Origin of the sequence: Chryseobacterium mucoviscidosis (genome assembly GCF_002177115.1) — a bacterium.
In the GTDB taxonomy this organism is placed as follows: Bacteria; Bacteroidota; Bacteroidia; order Flavobacteriales; family Weeksellaceae; genus Chryseobacterium; species Chryseobacterium mucoviscidosis.
The window spans coordinates 1-23305 of the sequence record NZ_MVAG01000108.1; the positions used below are offsets into that span (position 1 = coordinate 1).

Here is a 23305-nt window from a genome sequence, read left to right on the forward strand (position 1 = left end):
GAATCTTTTAATGCGAAAATTAAAAACTTCAGACTACAACTTCGAGGGGTAAAAGACAGAACTTTCTTTCTATTCAGATTAACTAAACTTTTTGCATAGCCCCCAAGTTTTGCGATTGATCCACTTTCTTTCTATTCAGATTAACTAAACTTTTTGCATAGCCCCCAAGTTTTGCGATTGATCCGTTTAAAATAATTACTTTTCAGTTGATCGGACTCAAAAAGTATAAATAAAAAAGACTTACATTTCTGTAAGTCTTTTTGCTCCTCCTGCTGGGCTCGAACCAGCGACCCTCTGATTAACAGTCAGATGCTCTAACCAACTGAGCTAAGGAGGAATTTCCTATTGTTTTAGTGGTGCAAATATAACAGGAATATTAATATCAAACAAATTTTTATTTTAAAAATATTTAAATTTTTCCTTTGATAATGGGTGTTTTAAAGCTATTTGACTATTTATCAGATAATTAAATTTAATGATAATTGCAAAAAAAATATTTGATGAGACCACATAAAAAAAGACCTACATTTCTGTAAGTCTTTCTGCTCCTCCTGCTGGGCTCGAACCAGCGACCCTCTGATTAACAGTCAGATGCTCTAACCAACTGAGCTAAGGAGGAATGTCCTTTGTTTTAAGTGGTGCAAATATAGGACGAATATTTATACCCTGCAAATATTTTTTAAAATTTTGTAAAAATATTATAGTTTTCCGGCAAAGATCTTGAAGATATCGCTTCCGAAAATCAGTAACATCAAGCCTAACAGGAAGATAACACCGATCATCTGTGCGTTTTCCAAAACTTTTTGAGGAACAGGTTTACCCACGATCATCTCGTAAAGCGTGAAAAGAACGTGTCCTCCATCCAATCCCGGAATAGGGATCAGGTTTAGGAATGCCAGCCAAACCGAGAACATTGCAGTAAAACCCCAAAATGCAGCCCAGTTGATCGAAATTTCGCCATTGGCATTTCTGTCTACCGGCATGTTTTTTACAATAGCAATCGGTCCTCCTACATTTTTGTATCCCTGAATTTTAGAGTTAAACATAATTTTAAACTGCTTCACCTGCATTGTTAAAGACTCAATAGATCTTTCAAAACCTCTGGGAATAGATTCTCCGAAAGAATATTTTTTATCCGTAATAACGTTCGCTAATGCTTTCTGATCTACACCAACACCTAATTTCCCGTTTTTATCAACAGACGCAGCAATTGTTTCAGGTTTTCCGTTTCTTACAACTTCTATGTTTACTGTTTTTCCTTTATTTTCAGATAAAGAAGAACTTACTTCATCAAAATAAGGCGTCTGTTTTCCATTGATGGCAACAATTTGATCCCCTTTTTTCAGCCCTGAAGCCTGAGAAGCAGGAGTTGCCAGAGAATCGATAATCATTGGAAATCTCGGCGTAATATAAAGTTTGGCTTCTTTTTGTTTTAAAACTTCTGCAACCCCATCCTTATTAACAGGGAAGGTTACTTCTTTTCCGTTTCTAAGTACCGTTACGTTATCTCCCAAAAGAATGTTAATAGAAGCATTTTCTAACCTTTCAGCGGGTTTTCCGTCGATATTAATGATCTTATCACCATTCTGGAATCCCATTTTTTTTCCGGCTTCGGTAACCCCGATTCCGTTGTTGAATTTGGTAAGATCTGTGTATGTTTCACCGTTAAAAAGCGAAAGGCACGAGTAAATTAACCAGGCTAAGAAAAAGTTAACTGTAACACCGCCCAACATGATAATCAGTCTTTGCCAAGCCGGTTTTGCACGGAATTCCCATGGTTGTGCAGGCTGTTTCAACTGTTCGGTATCCATGCTTTCATCCACCATTCCGGCAATTTTTACATATCCTCCGAAAGGAAGCCATCCGATTCCGTATTCCGTTTCTCCAATTTTTTTCTTGGCTAAAGAAAACCACGGATCGAAGAACAAATAGAATTTTTCAACTTTGGTTTTAAAGTATTTGGCGGGTAAGAAATGCCCAAGTTCGTGTAGGATAACCAGGATAGAAATGCTCAATATAAATTGAAACAGTTTGATTGCTATTTCCATTAATGCTTTTTATGTTTAATTTGCAAAGGTAACAATTATCAAAACTATGCCAAATAAAAAAGCTCCCCGAAACGAGAAGCTTTGTCATATAATGTGATGATTTATTATAAATTAATCGAAACTCCGAGACTGCCATTGTTGCCGACTTCTGCAAAAACGCCGATTCTTTCAGTAAAAAAGTACCTCGCTCCGATGTGAGCTCCCAACCCGAAATTACTGCCTACAACTCCCACATCTGCACCCGGATAAATATCAAGTTTTTCAGGAAGCTGTAGAGCGTCTTTCAGATGAAAATTGATTCTTCCGAACACAAAAGCACGGTTTTTATCATCATTGTCTTTGTAATTATCAAAATAGATATTTAATCCGGCTCCTACAGAAATTAATTTATTCAATCCATAATCATAGGTTCCTGTAATTCCTGTTCCGTAACCCCATGCGCTCAGTCCGGCATTGATTTTCTGATCTCCTTTTCCTGTCCACGCCTGAGCATTGACAAATGTTCCCGCAAGCATGAGAACAAACATAAAAAACAACTTCTTCATAATTTTACTTTTTACTAATTATTAAAATGATTTTGCCTTTTCTTTAATTGTTGGTTAATCGCAAAGACGCAAAGTTTTTGACTATCATGACGTTTTAAGACGCAAGAAAATCATAGATTTTCACCAAGTTTACAGTGTCAAATTTTATCGAAGATAAAATCCTTGCGCCTTAAAACCATCAATTGAATAAAAATTTGCGTCTCTGCGATTAACCAACAGAAAAATATCCGCAACAAAAATAAAACCGAAATCATTGAAAAATCGTATTTTTAGGGAAGTTTTTTAACAAAGTTTATGAAGATTACGGGACTTAATTTAGATATCATCTGGAAAAACAAAGCAGAAAACTTTAACCTCATTGAAAAGGAATTACAGAATCAGGAAGCGGATCTCTTTCTTTTGCCTGAAATGTTTTCCACAGGCTTTTGTATGGATGCTTCCGAAGTTTCCGATAGAAATCTGGAATCGCTGGAGTTTTTAAAAAAAATGGCGAAGGAAAAAAACGCTGCATTTTGCGGAAGTGCTCCGGTTGAAGAAAACGGAAAGTTCTACAACAGAATGTATTTTGTGCAGCCCGATTCTCAGATTGATTTTTATGATAAAAGACATCTTTTTTCTTTTTCGGGGGAAGATAAAGTGTATACTCCCGGAAAAGAAAGGGTGATTGTAAATTATCTGGGGTTCAGAATTCTTTTGCAGGTTTGCTATGATCTTCGTTTTCCGGTTTTTGCAAGAAATAATGACGATTATGATGCGGTCTTATATGTGGCAAACTGGCCTGAGAAAAGAGTGGGAGCATGGGAACATCTGTTAAAAGCGAGAGCTATTGAAAATCTGTCCTTTGTTTTTGGATTAAACAGAATCGGGACCGATGGAAATAACCTGTTTTATCAGGAAAGTTCACACTGTTTTTTTGCAGACGGAAAAGAAATTTCACAGAAAAACGGAAATCTTGTAACAGCAGAATTAAATTTAGAAGAACTGAAAGATTTCAGAAGCCATTTTCAGTTTTTAAATGATCGCGATTCATTTTTAATTGAATTTTAAAGGAAATATATCAAAATTAAGGCTAAAATTTTCTCAATCTTAGCCTTAATCTTTATTTTTATGCATACTGCTTTAGAAGCTGAGTCAATGTATTTACATCATGCACACCGCTTTCTTTCCACAGCATCTCTCCCTGTTTGAAAATAGCTAATGTCGGAACACCACGAACGCCATACTGATTGGCAAGAGCGGGATACTGATCCACATCTACTTTAATAATTCTAGCTGCAGTTCCTATATTTTCCTTTACCGTATTTAAAACAGATGACTGTACTTTGCACGGTTGACACCACGTTGCAAAAAAGTCGATAAGAACAGGTCTTTCGGAGTTGATGATTTCCTGAAATGCTTGAGACATAGTTGTTGGTTTTTAATAAAAAAAAGAAACACTTTAGTTTAATGATCCGAAAAGCTTACTAGTTTAAATTCACTTAAAAAAAAAAATCGAAGGTTACCGAAATCTTTGTGTCGTTAAATACTTTTCTATCAATAAACTAAAGTGTCAAGACTTTATGTTGAGTACAATAATAATTCCAAAAAAATTGGAATTACATCGTTTTCGACTGACATACGAAATCCGAAGTCGGGAATTTTTCCGTTTTCTTAATTGCGCCGAAACCTCCTTCTATTTCAGTAAAGTTTCTGATTCCGTTAGAGTTAAGGATGCTTGCCGCAATCATGCTTCTGTAGCCTCCTGCACAATGAAGGAAAAAATGCTCAGAATCATCAATCGTGTGAACCCAGTCACTGATTACATCCAAAGGTTTGTTGTAAGCATTATCAATATGTTCCGCAGAATATTCCGAGATCTTACGAACGTCAATTACTTTTGAGTTTTCATTATAAAGTTCTGCAAATTCTGCAGAAGAAATTCTTTTTACCTCATCTGTTTCTTTTCCGCTGTTTTTCCATGCTTCAAAACCTCCTTTAAGATAGCCAAGAACATTGTCGAATCCAACACGGCTCAGTCTTGTGATGGCTTCTTCTTCCATGCCTTCATCTACAATAAGCAGTAAAGGGTGCTTTACATCCACAATCAGAGTTCCTACCCAAGGTGCAAAATCTCCTTTTAATCCGATATTTACAGAATTCGGAACAAATCCTTTATAAAACTCTCCCGGACTTCTGGTATCTAAAATTAACGCGCCTGTTTCTTCAGCAAACGCTTCGAAATCTTCAACGGAAACCGCTGTTAAACCTTTATCCATTACCGCATCAAGACTTTCATAACCGCCTTTGTTCATGGCAACATTCATCCCGAAATATTTCGGTGGAGCCGTTAAACCGTCTAAAACTTCGCGGATAAAAGATTCTTTATCTGGCTGATTTAAAGCATAATTTGTTCTTTTTTGATTTCCCAGAATATCAACTGTTTCCTTCTGCATATTTTTTCCACACGCAGAACCCGCTCCATGAGCCGGATAAACTGTAATGCTGTCATCCAAAGGCATAATTTTCGTGTGAAGGCTGTCATATAAAATTCCTGCAAGATCTTCCTGAGTAATACTTCCTGCTTTCTGGGCAAGATCCGGTCTTCCCACGTCTCCTAAAAATAAAGTGTCTCCTGTGAAAATTGCTGTTTCAACTCCTTTTTCGTCGATCAGAAGGTAAGTGGTGCTTTCCATCGTGTGACCGGGAGTGTGAAGAGCTTTTATTTTTACTTTTCCGATTTCAAAAACCTGGCTGTCTTCTGCAATAATGGCTTCAAACTCAGGCTGAGCGGTAGGTCCGTAAACAATAGGCGCTCCTGTCTTTTTGCTTAAATCCAAATGTCCCGAGACAAAGTCTGCATGGAAATGCGTTTCAAAAATATATTTTAAAGTTACACCGTCTTTTTCCAACCGATCCAGATAAGGTTTTACTTCCCTTAGCGGATCGATAATCGCTGCTTCATTCTCAGATACGATGTAGTACGCACCCTGAGCCAGACATCCCGTGTATATTTGTTCGACTTTCATTATGTGATTGTAACCGTTTTAATGTTTTATATTTGAAATACAAAAATCGGATTTATTTTTTTAAATACCACCAAAATAAAAAATGGATACTGATAGAATAAATCTATAAAGTTTTTATTTGTTCTAATTTACGATTTCCTGTCTGAAAATTCCTGAAAGAATTGGTGAATTTATTGATTATATGAAATATTTCAGAACCAAAATTAATTTAACGGTTCTTCATGGTCAGATTTTACAAAAAACTTTATATTTATAGGTTAAAAAAGAGCAAATGGCAGACAAAACACAATTCATTGAAGAATTAAATGCGAGATACACTCCCAAAGGAGATCATATTATATTAGGAAAAGGAATGCTGGATGGCGAAGTCGTTCCGGAAGTTAATGTTACCATTCCGTTAAAAACCATCAACCGCCACGGATTAATTGCCGGAGCAACCGGAACCGGAAAAACAAAAACATTACAGGTTTTCGCAGAACAGCTTTCACATCAGGGAATTCCTTCTCTGGTTTTGGATATTAAAGGAGATTTTTCGGGGATCGCAGAAGCGGGAACTGAAAATCCTGCCATTCAGGAAAGATATACCAAAACGCAGCTTCCGTACAATCCGCAGGCTTTTCCTGTAGAATTAATGACCATTTCCGGCGAAAGAGGTGTGAAATTAAGAGCCACTGTTACAGAATTCGGTCCGGTTTTATTAAGTAAAATCTTACAGTTGAATGATACTCAGCAAAGCATCATGTCGATTGTATTTAAATATTGTGATGATAAAGGTCTCCCTTTAATTGATCTGAATGACCTGAAAAAAGTCCTTCAGTACGTCACAGAAAATCCACAGGGAAAAGCTGAACTTTCTTCTAATTACGGTTCGATAGCTTCTGCTTCTCTGGGCGCAATTTTAAGATCCATTGTTGCATTGGAACAGCAGGGAGCTTCCGGTTTCTTTGGAGAACTGAGTTTTGACGTTCACGATTTACTGGAAACAAGAGACGGAAAAGGAGTGGTAAACATTCTGAGAGTTGCAGACATTCAAAGCAAGCCGCAGTTGTTTTCAACATTTATGCTTTCCCTCTTTGCAGAAATTTACATGACCTTTCCGGAGGAAGGCGACAGCGGAAAACCGAAATTGGTTTTGTTTATCGATGAAGCGCATTTAATTTTTGATGAATCTTCAAAAGCTTTGGTCTCACAGATTGAAACCATGGTAAAACTGATCCGTTCAAAAGGAGTCGGAATTTATTTTATCACGCAAATTCCGGGTGATGTTCCCGAATCGGTGCTTTCTCAGCTCGGTCTGAAAATTCAGCACGCATTGCGGGGCTTTACCGCTAAAGATAAAAAGGAAATCTCCAAAGCAGTAGAAAACTATCCGACTACAGAATTTTATGATGCTCCAACGCTGATCCAGAATCTGGGAATCGGGGAAGCTTTCGTTACCGCTCTGGATGAAAAAGGAATTCCTACACCGCTGGTTCATACCTATTTAATTTCACCAGAATCCAGAATGGACGTTCTGAATGACGCGGAAATTTCAGATTTAACAAAAAGATCAGCTTTAGTTGCCAAATATGATAAAGTAGTGGATAATGAATCTGCATATGAAATTTTAGTGGGCAGAATGGAACAGGCAGCACAGGAAGCATCGCAGAGTTCTAACCAGAAGACAAAGCCTGTAAAAGAAGAACCCGGAATTTTCGAGCAGGTTTTACAGAGCAGGGCGGGAAGAACGTTTACCAGCACACTGATGCGTGAAGGAGCAAAAGCAATCCTGGGAATGCTTGGTCTGGGAGGAAGACGAAGATAAATATTTTTATTATTTTAGCAGAATTGCCTTATTCCTATTGATGTATTGGCATAAGTTATGTTTCCAGATGTAAAGGAAATGAATCGTTAATCCAAAAGAAGTTGTAAAAAATTTAAATGTATTCAATAATAGACATAGAAAGTAATGGTGCAGGTTACAGAAAAGAATGCATTATCGATATTGCGGTTTACAGATATGACGGTCAGAAAATTGTGGACCAGTTTATTTCATTGGTAAACCCCGAAAGTGATATTACCCCTTTTGTGCAGAAATTAACCAATATTACCCCGAAAATGGTTAAAACTGCCCCGAAATTCCATGAAATTGCGCGTAGAATTGTTGAAATTACTGCAAATACAACTTTGGTAGGTCATAACATCGATTTTGATTACAGAATGCTTCGCCAGTCGTTTCAAAGATTAGGCTATGAATTTAAAATCAATACTTTAGATACAATTCCTTTAGCTAAAAAGCTGATTCCGGATGAGGTTAGCTATTCTCTCGGAAAACTGGTAAAATCTTTAGGAATTCCTCTAACCAATCATCACAGAGCAGAAGGCGATGCAAGAGCGACGCTGGAATTATTCAAACTTCTGATTTCAAAAGACACGGAAAATGAAATCATTCAGAAACAGCATGATGAAACCAATTCCAAGACTTACATCAACAAAATCAAGGAATTAACGCAGGATCTTCCGAATGAAAAAGGCTTTGTGTATTTTCAGAATGAAGCGGGAAAGATCATTTTTTCCGATCATGTTCAGGATATTAATAAATTTTCAAAAAAAGTTTTTAATTCCAAATCTAAAAAGTGGGAAACCATTCAGAAAGACGTTGAACAGATCAACTACGAACTTACCGGAACGGATATCATTGCCAAGCTGATTCTGAATTCAAAAGGAATTAAAAAAAGAGAAATCCTTCCTTTCGGTCTGTATTGCAGAAACGGAAAATACGTCGTGGAAAAAAACAAGCTGAATAAACTGGAAAAACCGATTTTAAAATTCAGGTCTTTTACACAAGGCTCGAAAGCGGTACAGTTCATCGGAAAGTTCGAAGAATATAATGATATAGAAGTTTTTAAAAAGAAAATCGAATTTAGAAAACGAAATGAACTCTGGTTAGGACAAGGCCGAAAACTGGGCGAAAAACTGTTTTTGATTATCGAAAACGGAAAAGTGGTTTCTTACGGTTTTTATGAACTTTTCACGCAGATTCAAACCTTAAGCAAGCTTAATAAATTAAAGATCGATCTGCTTTCACAATCTGCAGACCTCGTTAATGAGCTGCAGTTGGCTTTGCTCAGGGGGGATTTTGAAACCCTGCCTTTACCGAAATAGTAGAACCCTGCTGAATCTGAAAGGAATCATTTTAAAATCAGTTTTTTAAAAGTAAAAAAGAATTAGTATTTTTGTAAAAAATTAAAGAAAGCAATGCTAAATTTTAAACAACATAAAACCGGTAAAAAGGGAACTGTAAAGTTCTCTAAGGTTTGGAATGTATAAAAGAGTTGTATTGCATAAAAAATAATTATGAATGGCAGACTCTTTTTTCGAAGAATCTGCCTTTTTTATGCTAAAAAGAAATTATGAATTCAAAAGAATTATTAAAGATTGCCAATGAGTTTGGCACCCCGGTGTATGTTTATGATGCCGAATCCATTAAAACACAATACGAGAAACTTACCTCTTCTTTCCTAAAACACACAAAGTTTTTCTACGCAGCGAAAGCGCTTACCAATATCAACATCCTGAAGTATGTGAAAAATCTGGGAGCTTCATTAGATTGTGTATCCATCAATGAAGTAAAACTAGGTTTAAAAGCAGGTTTTCCAAAAGAAAAAATACTTTTTACACCCAATTGTGTGGATCTCGCCGAGATCGAAGAAGCGATGACTTTCGGGGTGCACATCAATATCGATAATATTTCTATTCTGGAGCAGTTCGGGAACAAATACGGAAACTCTTACCCGATTTTAGTAAGAATCAACCCGCATATTTTTGCCGGCGGAAACTATAAAATTTCTACAGGACATATCGACAGTAAATTCGGGATTTCCATCCATCAGGTTCGTCATATCGAAAGAGTGATGAAATCTACCAACCTTAATGTGGAAGGTCTTCATATGCACACCGGAAGCGAGATCAAAGATCCGGATGTTTTTCTTCAGGCTTTGGAGATCATGCTGGAATTATCCGAACATTTCCCGAATCTGAAATATCTGGATATGGGAAGTGGTTTCAAAATTCCTTATCAGGACACCGAAGAAGAAACCGACGTAAAAACATTAGGAAAAAAAGTGGAAAAAGTAATCTCCGAATTTTCAAAATCAACCGGAAAAAAATTCGAATTATGGTTCGAACCGGGGAAATTCCTTGTCGGAAAAAGCGGATATTTACTGGTGAAAGCCAACGTGATTAAACAAACAACGGCAACTGTTTTTGTCGGGGTGAATTCAGGATTCAACCATCTGATCCGTCCGATGTTCTACGATTCTTACCATGTGATCGAAAATTTATCGAACCCGAAAGGAGCGGAAAGAATTTATACCGTGGTAGGAAACATTTGCGAAACAGACACTTTTGCATGGGACAGAAAGCTTAATGAAGTAAGAGAAGGCGATATTCTGGCGTTCCACAATGCAGGAGCTTACGGTTTTGAGATGAGTTCCAACTTTAATTCAAGGTTAAAACCTGCCGAAGTTCTGTTTTTGGACGGAAAAGCCCACCTTATCAGAAAAAGAGATGAATTCGAAGATCTTTTGAAAAATCAGATCGAGGTGTTGTAGTTAATTCCGCTCGAAGATATATGGAAGCTCCGCATTTTTTGCGGAGCTTTTTTTATTGTTTTTTAATATTTATTTTAAACTCTTGGCATAATCTTTACATCTCTACATTATCAGTCCATTCCAAAATATTTCTGAAACATCAACACTAAAACATCAAAATATGGCTAAAAATATTGCAGAGCAAATTGTAGAAATGCTCGAAAACGCCAATGTGAAAAGAATTTATGCCGTTACAGGCGACAGTTTAAACCATTTAAATATAGCCGTTAAAAAAAGCAGCATCGAATGGATTCACGTAAGACACGAAGAAGCAGGAGCGTATGCCACTGCTGCGGAAGCGGAACTGGATGGTTTTGCAGTTTGCGCCGGAAGCTGCGGACCGGGACACGTTCATTTAATCAATGGTGTTTATGAGGCACACCGTTCTCATGTTCCGATGCTGGTTATTGCTTCCACGATTCCAAGTGAAGAAATGGGGATGGATTATTTTCAGGAGACAAACACCATTAAGTTATTCGACGATTGTAGTCATTATAACCAAATGATTACAAGACCGGAACAGGTTCAGCGGACGGTACAGACGGCAATTCAGCATGCAATTTCCAAAAAAGGCGTTGCGGTAATCGGTCTTCCGGGAGACGTTTCGGAGCTGGATGCAGAAGAAGCGGTGACTTCCAATAAAATTTTCAGAACAAATCCTGTTATTCGTCCTTCAGATGAAGAATTAAAAGAACTCGCAGATTTAATCAACGACAGTAAAAAAGTAACGATCTATTGCGGAATCGGTGCGGAAAATGCCAATCCGGAAGTTGTGGAACTTTCAAAATATTTAAAAGCTCCGGTGGGATATTCTTTCCGCGGAAAAATGTCTATTCAACCCAATAATCCCAATGAAGTCGGGTTAACCGGACTTCTGGGACTTCCTTCTGCTTATCATGCCATGCACGAAGCCGATCTTCTGATTCTTCTGGGGACAGATTTCCCTTACGAGAAATTTATGCCCGTCAAAAACAAAATTGTACAAATTGATGAAGCTCCTGAACGATTGGGAAGAAGAGCAAAGCTGGAATTGGGATTAACGGGCGATGTAAAAGAAACCATCAAAGCACTTTTACCATTATTGAAAGAAAAAACAGACGGCAATTTCCTTAAACAGCAGCTTGAGTTTTATGAAAAGGTTAAAGAAAATCAGCTTACGTATGTGAAAGATCCTGGAACTGAAAATGCCATTCAGCCGGAGTTTGTTACCCATACATTGGATAAACTGGCAAAAAAAGATGCAATTTTTACCGTAGATACAGGAATGTGCTGTGTTTGGGGCGCGAGATACATCACAGGAACCGGAGAACGGAAAATGCTCGGTTCTTTCAATCACGGTTCTATGGCGAATGCGATGCCGATGGCAATTGGAGCGTCTTTAGCGTATCCTGAAAGGCAGGTTGTAGCTTTATGCGGCGACGGAGGTTTATCCATGCTTTTGGGAGATATGGCAACGATTTTTCAGTATAAACTACCAGTGAAAATTATTGTGTTCAATAACCGGTCTTTAGGAATGGTAAAACTGGAAATGGAAGTTGGAGGAATGCCGGACAATGAAACAGATATGATTAATCCGGATTTTGCAATGATTGCTCATGCAATGGGATATCCCGGAAAAAATGTAAACAGACCTGAAGATGTGGAAGCTGCCATTAAAGAATGTCTAAATTATAATGGTCCTTATCTTTTAAATATTTTTACCAATCCGAATGCACTGGCTTTACCGCCGAAAATTGAAGCCGCGCAGGTTTTAGGAATGACAAAATCCATGGCTCAGCTTATGTTGGGAGGAAAAATGGAAGAAGCACTCGACACTGTGAAAAGCAATTACAAACACATTAAAGATCTATTGTAATATCCATCATCAGATAATGCTTTTCTCTCATTGGTTTAAGTATTATCTTTGTTTAAGTAAATTTAATTTTAATGAAAAATCCTATGAGAACGATACTAATACTTCTTACGTTTTTTGCATCAAATTTTGCTTTTGCCCAATTTAATGATGTAGAAGAAAGAGACGATAATTTTATGACGGAGAACAATAAAAATATTCTCAAAATAGATATAAAAGAGCCTCTGTTGCAGGTAGCCGTAAAAAACTGTAACGATTTTAAGGCGGCAAGTTTCGAAGGCGGAATTCCGGCTTACAAAGAAATGCTGAGAAAGTATATGTACGATTACCTGAATACAGATTTTTATGTGCTGAACGGTGATTTCACATTTACCCTTACCGTAGACCAAAACGGAAAAGTCACCAATATCGAAGGAAGCCCGAAAGTTTCAAACAGTCAGGTGTTTTTTGATGATATGAAATATGTCGTAAGAAGAATCAAGAAAAACTGGATTCCTGCAAGCTGCAACGGACAGCCTGTAACATCTCAGATCAAAATAAAAATGAATCTGTCTTCCATAGCAACAGATGTATAAGACAACTTTTAATAACCATGAAAAAATATCTTTTAATTTTACCTTTATTGCTTATTGGCGGTAAAGGCTTTTCTCAGGAAAATACAACTCAGGTTCAGCAGACAGCGGAAAGTTACCAGAAAGCAGAATTTCCGGGAGGCGATCAGGCTTTTCAGAAAGAATTCATGAATATGGTCCATGCCTATATCGATATGGCTCTGTATGCCATTCAGGGAAAAGTTACCTTTGTGTTTAATATTGATTCCAGAGGAAAAATCAGCCAGATCGATGTTCTTCCGAAATTCAAAAACAATGAAATGTTTATCGACGATATGAAATATGCGGCGAAAAAAGTAAAAGGAAAATGGACTCCCGCAAAGAAGAACGGCGTTCCGGTCGATTCAAAATTTGTTATGAAGGTGAATTTCAGTACCAATACTTACGACCATGATTAAAAAGTTTTTGAGTTTTTCTGCAATCGTCATATTTTCTGTATCTCATGCTCAGGTTTTAGATGAATACCCTAAAAATCAGGAATTTTATGAAGGCGGAATGGTAAATTTCTACAAAGAAGCGCATGATTATTTGTCTAAAGGTAATTTTAAAAAATGCAGTGATCAGGAAATTTATCAGCCAAGATTTGTGGTAACAAAAGATGCGGTTGTGAAACTGGTTAAAGATAACGACACTGCAAATATTGCAAAAAACAGATGCGCATACGATCTGTCGCTTGAACTTCTGAAAAATCTGAAACACTGGAAACCCGCGGAAGTAAAAGGAGGAAAATTCGGTGCTTTGGCAGAATTCATATTGTATCCGAATGATGTTATGGAAAATTATAAAGAAGGATATAACGCGAATAATTATGTTTTGTCTGCACAGTATCCAAAAGGCTACGAGAGATTTAGAAAGGATTTTCATGATGAGTTTATGAGTTTGTTTACAGACTATCACATTAATGGCAACGTTAATCTGGAGTTTTATATCAATCAAAAAGGAGAAATTACAAATCCCAGAATCTATCCTGAGATTTATGATCCAAAATTTAATATCGATTTTCTGAGAACTTTGTCTCGACTTAAAAAAGTCTGGAAACCAGCTTTATATTCTAATATCCCTATAAAAGATAAAATAGTTTATCCCATGAATTTTTCTATAAATTTCTATGAAAGATAATCCTGACATTCTGTCACAATATTTTGTATCTTTGCAAATTCAATAAGTTCAGAATTTAATGTTTTGAGTTCAAACCTGTATGTGTAGAACCTTAGACGTTAAATTTTAAACCTCAAATTCGATTATCGTGCAGGAAAAATATATAGACGAAACAAAACAGGGAGAAGCTTTTGCCATTGCGGAAAAAGCAGAAAACTCAAAGAAATTATTCTTGGAGAGCTACGGTTGTCAGATGAATTTCTCTGACTCTGAGATTGTGGCATCCATACTTAATGAACAGGGGTATAATACCACTTTAAAAGCGGAAGAAGCAGATTTAATTCTTTTAAACACCTGTTCCATCCGTGAAAAAGCCGAGCAGACCGTAAGAATGCGTCTTTCACAGTTCAAAAACCTGAAGAAAGAAAAACCGAACATGACGGTTGGCGTTTTGGGTTGTATGGCAGAAAGACTGAAAACCAAATTCTTAGAAGAAGAACAGTTGGTGGATCTTGTGGTTGGTCCCGATGCGTATAGAGATTTACCCAATCTTTTAAAAGAAACAGAAGACGGAAGAGATGCGATTAACGTAATCCTTTCCAAAGAAGAAACATATGCAGATATCAATCCGGTTCGTTTAGGCGGAAATGGGGTTACAGCTTTTGTAACGATTACAAGAGGCTGCGATAATATGTGTACGTTCTGCGTTGTTCCTTTCACGAGAGGAAGAGAAAGAAGCCGTGATCCGCACTCTATTCTGGATGAATGTAAAAGCCTTTGGGAAAGCGGGTATAAAGAAATTACCTTATTAGGACAAAACGTAGATTCTTACCTTTGGTATGGAGGCGGTCCTAAAAAAGATTTCGCCAAAGCATCTGAAATGCAGAAAGCTACAGCAGTAAATTTTGCCCAGTTGCTTGATTTGGTTGCAAAAGCCGTTCCTGAAATGAGAATCCGTTTCTCTACTTCCAATCCGCAGGATATGAGTCTGGATGTATTCAGAATGATGGCAAAACACGATAACATCTGTAAATATGTTCACCTTCCGGTTCAGAGCGGAAGCAACAATATGCTGGAAGCCATGAACAGACAGCACACCCGCGAAGAATATTTAGATTTAATTAAAAAAGCAAAAGAAATCGTTCCCGAAGTTGCTTTTTCTCAGGATATGATCGTCGGTTTCTGCAGCGAAACAGAAGAAGATCACCAAGATACATTAAGCTTAATGAGAGAAGTGGAATACGACTACGGTTATATGTTCGCTTATTCAGAAAGACCGGGAACTCCCGCTCACAAAAAGATGGAGGACAATATTCCGGCAGACGTTAAACAGAGACGTTTGGCAGAAGTCATTGCCTTACAGGGAGAACTGTCCAGAAAAAGAATGAAATCTTATGTAGGAAGAGTTCACCAGATTTTAATTGAAGGAACTTCCAAAAAGAACGAAAACCAGTGGAAAGGAAGAAACTCCCAGAATGCGGTTTGCGTTTTCGATAAACTGGAAGGTCAGAAAATTGGTGACATTGTGGACGTTTTTGTTTTTGACAATACACAGGGCACACTTTTAGGGGAAACGGTTTCAAAATAAAATATGTCTGACGATTTAACGACAAAGCAACTTTTAAATGATATTTCTGCGTTATTGGAAAATGCCAGAAATAAAGTTGTTGTTGCCGTTAATCAAACCATCGTTCTTACCTATTATGAAATAGGAAGAATGATTGTGGAAGATGAACAGAATGGGGAAAACAGAGCAGAATATGGAAAAGCTGTTCTTAAAGATTTGTCATTACATCTTACAGAAAGATTTGGTAAGGGGTTTTCTGTTTCAAATCTTAAACAAATTAGGCAATTTTATATTGTCTATTCAAAAGGACAAACACCGTCTGTCTTTTTGCAAGATTTGGATAAGCATAATGAAAAAAGACAAACACTGTCTGACGAATCAGGAGTAATAACAAATCAAAAACCAACCCGGCAAGATTCTATAAAATTCAACCTTTCATGGTCTCATTATCTGAAATTAATGAGAATCAATGATATTAATGAGAGAAGGTTCTACGAAATTGAAAGTTATAAAAATAACTGGAGCCTAAGAGAATTACAGAGGCAGTACGATTCTGCTTTATATGCAAGACTGTCTTTAAGCAAAAATAAAGAAGAAATTCTTCAGCTTGCTGAAAAAGGACAAATTATAGAAAAGCCCAAAGACCTCATCAAAGATCCTTATGTTTTGGAATTTCTGGGACTGTCTGAAAAACCTTATTATTCTGAAAACGAATTAGAGTCCGAATTAATTGATAAACTGGAACATTTTCTTCTGGAATTAGGAACCGGATTTACCTTTGTTGCAAGACAGGACAGAATAACCTTTGATGAAAAGCAATTCCGTATAGATTTGGTGTTTTACAACAGGGTTTTGAGATGTTTTGTCTTAATTGATTTAAAAATCGGCGAACTCAAACATCAGGATATCGGGCAAATGCAGATGTACGTCAACTATTACGATAGAGAAAAACGCCTTGAAGGTGAAAATAAAACCATAGGCATTATTCTTTGTCAGGATAAAAGTGAAGCTTTGGTAAGATATACTTTACCGGAAGATAACGAACAGATTTTTGCAAGTAAATATTTTACCATATTGCCAAGTAAACAAGATTTTATTAACATTTTAAACTCAGACAATGGAAAAATTTCATAAATATTGCCTAAGTGTATTGTTGGTAATAATCTGCAGCAATATTTCGGCTCAAATTTCCAACGGAACAGCCGAAAGTGAAGACTGTAAACAGCTTTATGAGCTTTATAACCGGATTTTAAATCAGGGTTGTGAAGATTTACAGGAAACTTGTACAAAAGAAAATCCTGTACAGAATATAACGATCAATCAAAAGCATCCTGCAATTGATCTTATCGGTAAAATTTTCTTCCATAAACAAAAGAACAATTTTCATCACGATAAAACAGAAACCGATTTTTCTGAAAAAGAAAAACATGATCAGCTCCTGAAAAATTTTGAAAAGAACAGCAGAGAAACACTCTTCGCTGAAATTTTATATTTTAAAACCAGAGTTTCAAAAGTCAGAAATAAAGATTATTTGGAAGTTGTAAGTTAAATTTAAACTCAATTATTTTTAAACTAAACAGCAGATTTACAATTAATTAATGTAAATCATATTCAAATCAATAATCTAAAAATTTACTTATGAGCAACGAGCTTCAAAATATAAAAAACCGTTTCGGAATTATCGGAAACTTTCCGGCTTTAAACCGTGCTTTGGAAAAAGCCATACAGGTCGCACCAACCGACATTTCAGTCCTTGTTATCGGGGAAAGTGGAGTGGGCAAAGAGTTTATTCCGAAAATTATCCATTCAGAATCCAAAAGGAAACATCAGCCTTATATTGTCGTTAACTGTGGAGCAATTCCCGAAGGAACCATTGATTCCGAATTGTTCGGACACGAAAAAGGAGCATTTACAGGAGCTACAGCAACCAGAAAAGGATATTTCGAAGTTGCGGATGGCGGAACGATCTTTTTAGATGAGGTGGGAGAACTTCCTTTACAGACGCAGGTTCGTTTACTTCGTGTTTTGGAAAGCGGCGAGTTTATGAAAGTAGGTTCTTCGCAGGTTCAGAAAACCAATGTAAGAATTGTCGCTGCCACGAATGTGAACATGATGAAGGCAATTCAGGACGGAAGATTCCGTGAAGATCTTTATTACCGTCTCAATACAGTGCAGATCGATATGCCGCCTTTACGCGAAAGAAAAGGGGATATTCATTTGCTTTTCAGAAAATTTGCCATCGATTTTGCTGAAAAATACAGAATGCCGGAACTTGAACTTGAGCCAAGTGCGGTACATTATATTGAAAATTATACGTTCCCCGGAAATATCCGTCAGTTGAGAAATTTGGTAGAACAAATGACGGTCGTGGAAAGAAACAGACACGTAGAAGTTGAAAAACTGGCGGAATATATTCCCATGGAATCACATCTTCCCATGGTTGTCAATACTCCGAATACGCCAAAGCAGAACGATTTCGGAAGCGAAAGAGAAATCATATACAAAATTCTATTTGACATGAGAAACGATATTAATGATTTAAAATCCTTAACTTCGGAATTGATAAAAAACAGAGGAACATCTGATCTGAGCAGTCACGAGAAAAATTTAATCAACAGAATTTACACTCCTGAAACACAGCAGAATGTGGCTCCCGGTTCTTTACTGTATTTTGAAAACAATAATAATCATAATCCGGTAGTTCAGAATCCGACAATTATTTCTGAGCCGGACAACAGCTACGAAGATATTGAAGATATTGAAATTGAAGAAAACAGACCGGAATCTTTATCGCTTCAGAATAACGAAAAAGATTTGATTATCAAAGCATTGGAAAAGCATAAAGGAAGAAGAAATAAGGCAGCGGATGAACTGGGAATTTCCCAAAGAACTTTGTACAGAAAAATAAAACAGTATAACTTAGAAGAATAATAAACTAAAAATTAAATCATGGTGAAAATTAATGCAAAACCTGTCAATTTCAAATTAGGAGATTACATCAGCGACGGATACGAATTCTACAAAGCAAATTTTGGAAATTTGTTGGGCGCTTTCTTCCTTGCAATGATAATGTCAATCATTCCTTTTTGCGGACTTTTGGCAGTGGGAAATTTTTATAAATATTGCCGTGATTTAAGAGCCGGAAGACAGGTAAGCGCAGGAGATATTTTCAATTTTGATAATTTCACGCCTTACTTTATGATTCAGCTTATTTTATTCGCAGGAATAATGGTTATTTATATTCCCATGTTTATTATGATGGTCGCAATGGGAGAACAGGATCCTTCCGCCGGACCGTCCGCATTTTTTTTCATTTATATGTTTTTTGTGTATGTTGGGATTTTATTTGTAGCCCTGAAAGGTTTTTATATGCCCGCTTTAATTTCACTTGCAGGAGTTACAGAGATTAAACAGGCATGGAAAATCTCTTCGGTGATGAGTAAAGGAAACCTTTGGTCCATCTTTTTATATTCACTGGCGGTAGGATTTTTATCTCAGTTAGGAGTTATAGCATGTTTTATTGGCTTGATTTTTACAATACCTTTTGCATATGCTTCTCATTATTTTGCATACGAAGATGCATTAAAGCAGGTTACTTATGACGAAATTCAGGAAATTGGAATTAAAAATGAATTTTAAAATTAAAAATAGTCAAATCGGAAAGCCGAAATTTTGGCTTTTAGTGCTGTGTTTATCAGTGCTTAATTCGTGTTACAGTTTTACGGGGTCATCACTTAAAGATGAAAAAACAATTCAGATCAATGAATTTCCCAACAACGCTCCTTTGGTGAATCCTACATTGTCTCAGCAGTTTTCTACGGATATCCAAAACAGGTTCCTTCAGAGAACCACTTTAAAAGGAACGAAGGAAAATCCGGACATTTTGGTAGAAGGTGAAATTACAGATTATTCTATTACACCCACAACCATCAGTTCCAATACGGTTTCTACCAATTCAGGAGGTGTAATACAGGAATCCCAGAATAAACTTACCATTACTGTAAAAGTACATTACGAGAATAAGCTTCATCCGGAGCTTAGTTTCGACAGAACATACAGTGATGAAGCGGTGTTCAACAGCAATCTTTCCCAGTCTGAGATAGAATCTTCTCAGGTGAAAATTGCAACAGACAGAATTATAAACAAGATATTTAACGATATTGTAGCGAACTGGTAAGATGAATCATAGAGTTTTAGAATTATTAAAGACCCCGAAAAACATTCAGTCAGAAGATCTCCATCTTCTGAAAGAAGAGATTAATTCTTTTCCCTATATTCAGAATATCAGAGCGTTGTATTTGTATGGGGTGCATCTGTATGATAAAGACAATTATCAGAAAGTACTTTCTACAACAGCCGCTTATACCACAGATAAAAAAATCCTTTATCAGCTGATTAACGGTAAAATTCAGCAGAAGCCAAAACCTGAAATAAAACTGGAAACGGTAAAGGAAAAAAATATTCCTTCGGAAAATCCGCTTAAAATTCTATATCAGAAAAAAGCGGGAAGTTTTCCACTTAAAAGAGAGGAAAATCCTGCAAGCGAACCTCAACCGGAAACTGTTGAGGAATCTCTACCAGACGTTGCAGAAACTAAAGAAACAGATCGTATTCTTCCGCCTCCGAGAGAAGAAATTAAACATTTGTATGTAAACGGAGAGCGAAACAGAATTCTGTTCGAAGGAGAAGAAAATTTCCTGGAAGATAATACTTTTGAAACAATTGATCTTGAATCTACACTGGAATCCGGTTCTATCGTAACCCAGAAAGCTGAGAAAAAAGAAGAGCCTGTTTCGGAAGAAAAACCGGCTGAAAATATTCCGGCTGTAAAAGAAAATGAGGAATTCATTCCTGAAACTACAGTTGAAGAAGAAAACGTAAATTCTGAAGCTCAACAAGAGGAAATTTCAGATAATTCAGAGTCGGAATCTTCTAAAGAGGAAACTGTATCCGAGATTCAGATTCAGGAAGAAGAAAATAAATCAACAGAAGAGCAGTCTGATCATATTTCAGATGAAGCTGAAAACGAAGATCTAAAACCGGCAGAAGAAATTTCAGAATTTACCCCAGAAACCATTGTTGAAGAGGAAAATATAAATGCTGAAACTGAAAAAGAAGAAGTTGAAGACCTATCAGAATTAAGCTTCCATGAAACAGAAGCTTTTCTTCCTGAAGTACAGGTCTCTGCAAATGAATCTGTTGAAGAACCAAAAAATGAAAGCAGCCAGTCTGAAAATTCAGAAATAAACGCATCAGAAGAGTCCGCAGAATTTACGCCTGAAACCATTATTGATGAAGATGAAATTTCATCCGAGAAAGAAGAAAAGGTTGTTCAGAATGATGCTGAGCTAAGTTTCCACGGAACAGAATCTTTCCTTCCGGAAGTGAAAATTCAGGCAAATACAGAAGAAAAAATTACGGAAGCTCCTCAGCTTAACCTCAATAAACATGAAGACGAAATGCGCCGTCTGATTGAGGAAGTGGAGAAGAAAATGAAGGAAAAAGCGGCTGCGGAAGAACATAAAAAAGAAGAAGAGCCTGAAAATATCGGTCACGACATCAGTTTTGCCGAAACCCAAAGTTTTGAAGTAAAACCTGTTGAAACAGAATCTAAAGAAGCTACAGCAAAGGAAAATCCGGTAGCAGAAAACAATGCTGAGCAGATTGAAGAACCAAAAGCTGAAATCACTGAAGAAAAAGAAGAAATTCCACTAAAAGAAGAAACTGAGGCGAAGTCGGCATGGAAACCTATGTCTTTTGATTCCAATCTCCCGGATTCTCTGATCAGTAAATCTCCTGAAGTTGTACAGCCTGAAACAGAAGGGCTTAAAGCAGATAAAACAGAGGGAATTCAGCAACCGGAAATTGGAGAGCAGAAGCAAATAGCAGAAACAGAAACTGAGCCGAATTCTGAGGAAGAAAGTGTAGTTTCCGAAATCTCTGAAGATACCGTTGAAAAAAACACGGATGAGAATGTTTCTGAGACTTCAGAAGAAAATAAAGAGGAAGTTCCGGTAATGAACGTTTCGTTTTTCGGATCGGGATGGACAATTCCTCAACCAGAAAAAGAAAAAATGACAGAAGAACCCAAACAGGAAAGCAAAGAAGAAAAAACAGTTGAAATTCCTGTGGAAAAACCTGCAAAAACAGCCAAACCGAATGTCTTCGACAGCAATGTTCCGGGATTCATCAATACATGGCAAAGCTGGCTGAAAATCGACAGAACGGAAGAAAAACCTAAAGAGGAGAAACCCGATCTGAAAACAAAAGTGATTGAGACTTTTATCGAAAACAATCCGAGAATCAGTCAGTTAAAAGAAGAAAGTACTTTTGTCGTGAAAGAAAAAGGAGACGATATTTCTCACTTGATGACAGAAACACTGGCAAATCTTTATTTTGAACAGAAATTATACACCAAAGCCATAAAAGCATTTGAAATTCTGATCAAGAAAACCCCTGAAAAGAAAAAATATTACGAAGGTAAAATTCAGGAAATTAAAGATTTCAGAACCAAAGGATAACCTAAAAACGAAACAATGAGCTTATTGTCTGTTAACGCTTTTCATATCCTTTTTGGTGCGGTTGCGGTCATCATCTTATACATTGCGGCAATTGCTGTTCTGTTGAGAACAAAATCTGGAATTCTGCCTTATATGGCGTTAATCCTTTTTCCCGTCATAGGTCCTTTAGGAATTCTTCTTGGAAATTATAACAGGAAAATAAAATAAATAAAAGAGCGGAAAAATTTTCCGCTCTTTATTTTTTATGTCTGTTGAGGAAGTTCTTTATTTTTCCTGAATTTCCGCCATAATCTTCGTCCGAACACGATAACACCTATAACGATTATAATAGCGCAGATTCCTGCAATAATTGGAGCGACCATCGCTAAAAAAGCCATGATTCCCGCTCCGGCTGTTTCTGCGGTTCCGACGACGGAATTTCCCAAACCTCCCGTTGTTGCCGTAGATGCAGCCCTAAGTCCCGTAAATCCAGAACTGATGGTGGCTGCGGTTCCGCCTCCCGCAATTAAAGCTAAAGCCCACTGTGGAAAAGTTCCCAGATCTGCAAACTGACTGGCAAACAGAACAGAACCTGCAATCGTCGCCATCGGAACAGAAATCGTGTCCAGCAAATGGTCTATAAAAGGAATGTAATAGGCTAAAATTTCTACAATGGTCGCAATTCCGGTTGTGATTAAAGTGGGAAGTCCGGAAAGCCATTCAAAATTTTCGTTCATGGGAATCCAGTGCATATAAGAAGCAAGACTTACGGCAAACATCGGAAGAAATACCCGGAATCCGCTTGCTGCAGCCAGTCCGATGCCAATAAACGCACTCAAAACATAAGGTAAGAAGGGAACGTTATCTAACATATTAATTTTCAGATTGATTGTTTTCCCTAAGGTACAAAAAAATAAATTCTGAGAAATTTTCTGATAAAAATATTCCCTTACATAAATTCAGCCTAAGAAATTCAACAAAAATAGGGGATAAAAAAAATTAAGACTTCTTCTGAGCCTGACAAAGTTTGATAAACTGCGCTTCTACATCCTGAAATTTTTCAGGCATTTCCGGGGAAGCCCAAAACATCATTGCCATTGTTTTATCGCCGAAAGCTTCTTTAAAAAGATCTTTATTCAGACGGTAACATTCTCTTAAAAGTCTTTTGATACGGTTTCTGTGAACCGCTTTTTTAAAATATTTTTTGGAAACCGAAACCGCAAATTTCGTGCTTTCAACAGGAGTTGTCGGTTTGTTTTTAAGAATAATGATTCGCAGATTCCCATTCGTTCTCCATTTACCTTTTTCGAAAAGTAAAGAGATCTCGGTATTTTTCTTGAGTTTTTCGGCTCTGGGATATCTGAAGTTTGTCATTTACGGACTGTAAAGATAGGATTTGTATGATGTTTTTCCCACAGATTTTAAAAATTCAGACAAAGATATCCGAA

General features: G+C 36.9%; 22 protein-coding genes, 2 tRNA genes and 1 pseudogene. 17 read left to right on the forward strand and 8 right to left on the reverse strand.

Translation table 11 applies throughout. The annotated features are described in order from the left end of the window. Positions 1 to 99, forward strand: a pseudogene (locus tag B0E34_RS07875) (transposase); the annotation flags it as partial. A gap of 164 nt (positions 100 to 263) precedes the next feature. Here B0E34_RS07875 and B0E34_RS07880 read toward each other — a convergent pair. From B0E34_RS07880 to B0E34_RS07895, 4 genes are all read right to left on the reverse strand, one after another. Further along, a tRNA-Asn gene (locus B0E34_RS07880) sits at positions 264 to 337 on the reverse strand. Positions 338 to 545: 208 nt separating this feature from the next. Further along, positions 546 to 619, reverse strand: a tRNA-Asn gene (locus tag B0E34_RS07885). A 79-nt stretch (positions 620 to 698) separates the two neighbouring features. After that, positions 699 to 2048, reverse strand: coding sequence for an RIP metalloprotease RseP (rseP, locus tag B0E34_RS07890; protein WP_087708484.1), 1350 nt, complete (start codon positions 2046 to 2048; stop codon positions 699 to 701). 104 nt (positions 2049 to 2152) lie between these two features. Further along, positions 2153 to 2593 carry a DUF6646 family protein gene (locus B0E34_RS07895; protein ID WP_076391310.1) on the reverse strand — a complete coding sequence of 147 codons (441 nt, stop codon included), beginning with the start codon at positions 2591 to 2593 and terminating at the stop codon, positions 2153 to 2155. 294 nt (positions 2594 to 2887) lie between these two features. On the opposite strand from B0E34_RS07895, the gene B0E34_RS07900 reads away from it, so the two are divergent. Then, on the forward strand, positions 2888 to 3640 hold the full coding sequence (locus tag B0E34_RS07900) for a nitrilase family protein (RefSeq protein WP_087708486.1): 753 nt from the start codon (positions 2888 to 2890) through the stop codon (positions 3638 to 3640). A gap of 58 nt (positions 3641 to 3698) precedes the next feature. Here B0E34_RS07900 and B0E34_RS07905 read toward each other — a convergent pair whose 3' ends face one another. Next, entirely contained in the window at positions 3699 to 3998 is a 300-nt protein-coding gene (locus B0E34_RS07905; RefSeq protein WP_087708488.1) for a thioredoxin family protein, read from the reverse strand. A gap of 190 nt (positions 3999 to 4188) precedes the next feature. After that, positions 4189 to 5598, reverse strand: a complete 1410-nt coding sequence (locus B0E34_RS07910; protein WP_076391316.1) for an MBL fold metallo-hydrolase — start codon at positions 5596 to 5598, stop codon at positions 4189 to 4191. Between the two features lie 271 nt (positions 5599 to 5869). Here B0E34_RS07910 and B0E34_RS07915 point away from each other — a divergent pair, with 271 nt between their 5' ends. The 15 genes from B0E34_RS07915 to B0E34_RS07985 all read left to right on the forward strand — a co-directional run bounded on the left by B0E34_RS07915 (position 5870) and on the right by B0E34_RS07985 (position 22085). Next, a complete protein-coding gene (locus B0E34_RS07915; protein WP_087708490.1) occupies positions 5870 to 7402 on the forward strand; it encodes a helicase HerA-like domain-containing protein in 1533 nt (510 codons plus the stop codon). A gap of 116 nt (positions 7403 to 7518) precedes the next feature. Then, complete coding sequence (locus B0E34_RS07920; RefSeq protein ID WP_087708492.1) at positions 7519 to 8742, forward strand: 3'-5' exonuclease; 1224 nt, start codon at positions 7519 to 7521, stop codon at positions 8740 to 8742. Between the two features lie 248 nt (positions 8743 to 8990). Beyond that, the gene (gene lysA, locus B0E34_RS07925; RefSeq protein ID WP_185117447.1) at positions 8991 to 10190 is read left to right on the forward strand and encodes a diaminopimelate decarboxylase; all 1200 of its coding nucleotides are present in this window, start codon (positions 8991 to 8993) and stop codon (positions 10188 to 10190) included. Positions 10191 to 10350: 160 nt separating this feature from the next. Continuing rightward, complete coding sequence (locus B0E34_RS07930) at positions 10351 to 12084, forward strand: thiamine pyrophosphate-dependent enzyme (RefSeq protein WP_087708495.1); 1734 nt, start codon at positions 10351 to 10353, stop codon at positions 12082 to 12084. Between the two features lie 83 nt (positions 12085 to 12167). After that, positions 12168 to 12656 (forward strand): hypothetical protein, encoded by a 489-nt coding sequence (locus B0E34_RS07935; RefSeq protein WP_087708785.1) that lies wholly within the window; start codon positions 12168 to 12170, stop codon positions 12654 to 12656. Between the two features lie 17 nt (positions 12657 to 12673). Next, positions 12674 to 13090 (forward strand): energy transducer TonB, encoded by a 417-nt coding sequence (locus tag B0E34_RS07940; RefSeq protein ID WP_087708496.1) that lies wholly within the window; start codon positions 12674 to 12676, stop codon positions 13088 to 13090. After that, complete coding sequence (locus tag B0E34_RS07945; protein ID WP_087708498.1) at positions 13083 to 13811, forward strand: hypothetical protein; 729 nt, start codon at positions 13083 to 13085, stop codon at positions 13809 to 13811. Before B0E34_RS07940 ends, B0E34_RS07945 begins: the two co-directional genes overlap by 8 nt. A gap of 127 nt (positions 13812 to 13938) precedes the next feature. Beyond that, on the forward strand, positions 13939 to 15378 hold the full coding sequence (miaB, locus tag B0E34_RS07950; protein ID WP_087708500.1) for a tRNA (N6-isopentenyl adenosine(37)-C2)-methylthiotransferase MiaB: 1440 nt from the start codon (positions 13939 to 13941) through the stop codon (positions 15376 to 15378). 3 nt (positions 15379 to 15381) lie between these two features. Next, positions 15382 to 16491 (forward strand): PDDEXK nuclease domain-containing protein, encoded by a 1110-nt coding sequence (locus B0E34_RS07955; RefSeq protein WP_087708502.1) that lies wholly within the window; start codon positions 15382 to 15384, stop codon positions 16489 to 16491. Beyond that, positions 16475 to 16906: a hypothetical protein gene (locus tag B0E34_RS07960; protein ID WP_087708504.1), complete on the forward strand. Its 432-nt coding sequence runs from the start codon at positions 16475 to 16477 to the stop codon at positions 16904 to 16906. Before B0E34_RS07955 ends, B0E34_RS07960 begins: the two co-directional genes overlap by 17 nt. Positions 16907 to 16995: 89 nt before the next feature. After that, complete coding sequence (locus B0E34_RS07965; protein ID WP_087708506.1) at positions 16996 to 18288, forward strand: sigma-54 interaction domain-containing protein; 1293 nt, start codon at positions 16996 to 16998, stop codon at positions 18286 to 18288. An 18-nt stretch (positions 18289 to 18306) separates the two neighbouring features. After that, positions 18307 to 18996 carry a hypothetical protein gene (locus B0E34_RS07970; protein WP_087708508.1) on the forward strand — a complete coding sequence of 230 codons (690 nt, stop codon included), beginning with the start codon at positions 18307 to 18309 and terminating at the stop codon, positions 18994 to 18996. Next, positions 18986 to 19534 (forward strand): LptE family protein, encoded by a 549-nt coding sequence (locus tag B0E34_RS07975; protein WP_087708787.1) that lies wholly within the window; start codon positions 18986 to 18988, stop codon positions 19532 to 19534. Before B0E34_RS07970 ends, B0E34_RS07975 begins: the two co-directional genes overlap by 11 nt. A gap of 1 nt (position 19535) precedes the next feature. After that, complete coding sequence (locus B0E34_RS07980; protein ID WP_087708510.1) at positions 19536 to 21878, forward strand: DUF8458 domain-containing protein; 2343 nt, start codon at positions 19536 to 19538, stop codon at positions 21876 to 21878. Between the two features lie 15 nt (positions 21879 to 21893). Then, positions 21894 to 22085, forward strand: a complete 192-nt coding sequence (locus B0E34_RS07985; RefSeq protein WP_087708512.1) for a hypothetical protein — start codon at positions 21894 to 21896, stop codon at positions 22083 to 22085. Positions 22086 to 22120: 35 nt separating this feature from the next. Here the strand turns inward: B0E34_RS07985 and B0E34_RS07990 are convergent, their stop codons facing one another. After that, a complete protein-coding gene (locus B0E34_RS07990; RefSeq protein WP_087708514.1) occupies positions 22121 to 22729 on the reverse strand; it encodes a DUF4126 domain-containing protein in 609 nt (202 codons plus the stop codon). A 127-nt stretch (positions 22730 to 22856) separates the two neighbouring features. Next, complete coding sequence (gene rnpA / locus B0E34_RS07995; protein ID WP_076391353.1) at positions 22857 to 23231, reverse strand: ribonuclease P protein component; 375 nt, start codon at positions 23229 to 23231, stop codon at positions 22857 to 22859. Positions 23232 to 23305: the final 74 nt, after the last annotated feature.

What these genes read in the sequence shown, in the direction of transcription:
- B0E34_RS07960 (WP_087708504.1), top strand. Translation starts at nt 16,475, where the DNA reads ATGGAAAAATTTCATAAATATTGCCTAAGTGTATTGTTGGTAATAATC.
- B0E34_RS07990 (WP_087708514.1), bottom strand. Translation starts at nt 22,729, where the DNA reads ATGTTAGATAACGTTCCCTTCTTACCTTATGTTTTGAGTGCGTTTATT.
- B0E34_RS07965 (WP_087708506.1), top strand. Translation starts at nt 16,996, where the DNA reads ATGAGCAACGAGCTTCAAAATATAAAAAACCGTTTCGGAATTATCGGA.
- B0E34_RS07980 (WP_087708510.1), top strand. Translation starts at nt 19,536, where the DNA reads ATGAATCATAGAGTTTTAGAATTATTAAAGACCCCGAAAAACATTCAG.
- lysA (WP_185117447.1), top strand. Translation starts at nt 8,991, where the DNA reads ATGAATTCAAAAGAATTATTAAAGATTGCCAATGAGTTTGGCACCCCG.
- B0E34_RS07920 (WP_087708492.1), top strand. Translation starts at nt 7,519, where the DNA reads ATGTATTCAATAATAGACATAGAAAGTAATGGTGCAGGTTACAGAAAA.
- B0E34_RS07895 (WP_076391310.1), bottom strand. Translation starts at nt 2,593, where the DNA reads ATGAAGAAGTTGTTTTTTATGTTTGTTCTCATGCTTGCGGGAACATTT.
- B0E34_RS07940 (WP_087708496.1), top strand. Translation starts at nt 12,674, where the DNA reads ATGAAAAAATATCTTTTAATTTTACCTTTATTGCTTATTGGCGGTAAA.
- B0E34_RS07970 (WP_087708508.1), top strand. Translation starts at nt 18,307, where the DNA reads ATGGTGAAAATTAATGCAAAACCTGTCAATTTCAAATTAGGAGATTAC.
- rnpA (WP_076391353.1), bottom strand. Translation starts at nt 23,231, where the DNA reads ATGACAAACTTCAGATATCCCAGAGCCGAAAAACTCAAGAAAAATACC.
- B0E34_RS07945 (WP_087708498.1), top strand. Translation starts at nt 13,083, where the DNA reads ATGATTAAAAAGTTTTTGAGTTTTTCTGCAATCGTCATATTTTCTGTA.
- B0E34_RS07975 (WP_087708787.1), top strand. Translation starts at nt 18,986, where the DNA reads ATGAATTTTAAAATTAAAAATAGTCAAATCGGAAAGCCGAAATTTTGG.
- B0E34_RS07935 (WP_087708785.1), top strand. Translation starts at nt 12,168, where the DNA reads ATGAGAACGATACTAATACTTCTTACGTTTTTTGCATCAAATTTTGCT.
- B0E34_RS07910 (WP_076391316.1), bottom strand. Translation starts at nt 5,598, where the DNA reads ATGAAAGTCGAACAAATATACACGGGATGTCTGGCTCAGGGTGCGTAC.
- B0E34_RS07915 (WP_087708490.1), top strand. Translation starts at nt 5,870, where the DNA reads ATGGCAGACAAAACACAATTCATTGAAGAATTAAATGCGAGATACACT.
- B0E34_RS07905 (WP_087708488.1), bottom strand. Translation starts at nt 3,998, where the DNA reads ATGTCTCAAGCATTTCAGGAAATCATCAACTCCGAAAGACCTGTTCTT.
- B0E34_RS07955 (WP_087708502.1), top strand. Translation starts at nt 15,382, where the DNA reads ATGTCTGACGATTTAACGACAAAGCAACTTTTAAATGATATTTCTGCG.
- B0E34_RS07930 (WP_087708495.1), top strand. Translation starts at nt 10,351, where the DNA reads ATGGCTAAAAATATTGCAGAGCAAATTGTAGAAATGCTCGAAAACGCC.
- rseP (WP_087708484.1), bottom strand. Translation starts at nt 2,048, where the DNA reads ATGGAAATAGCAATCAAACTGTTTCAATTTATATTGAGCATTTCTATC.
- B0E34_RS07900 (WP_087708486.1), top strand. Translation starts at nt 2,888, where the DNA reads ATGAAGATTACGGGACTTAATTTAGATATCATCTGGAAAAACAAAGCA.
- B0E34_RS07985 (WP_087708512.1), top strand. Translation starts at nt 21,894, where the DNA reads ATGAGCTTATTGTCTGTTAACGCTTTTCATATCCTTTTTGGTGCGGTT.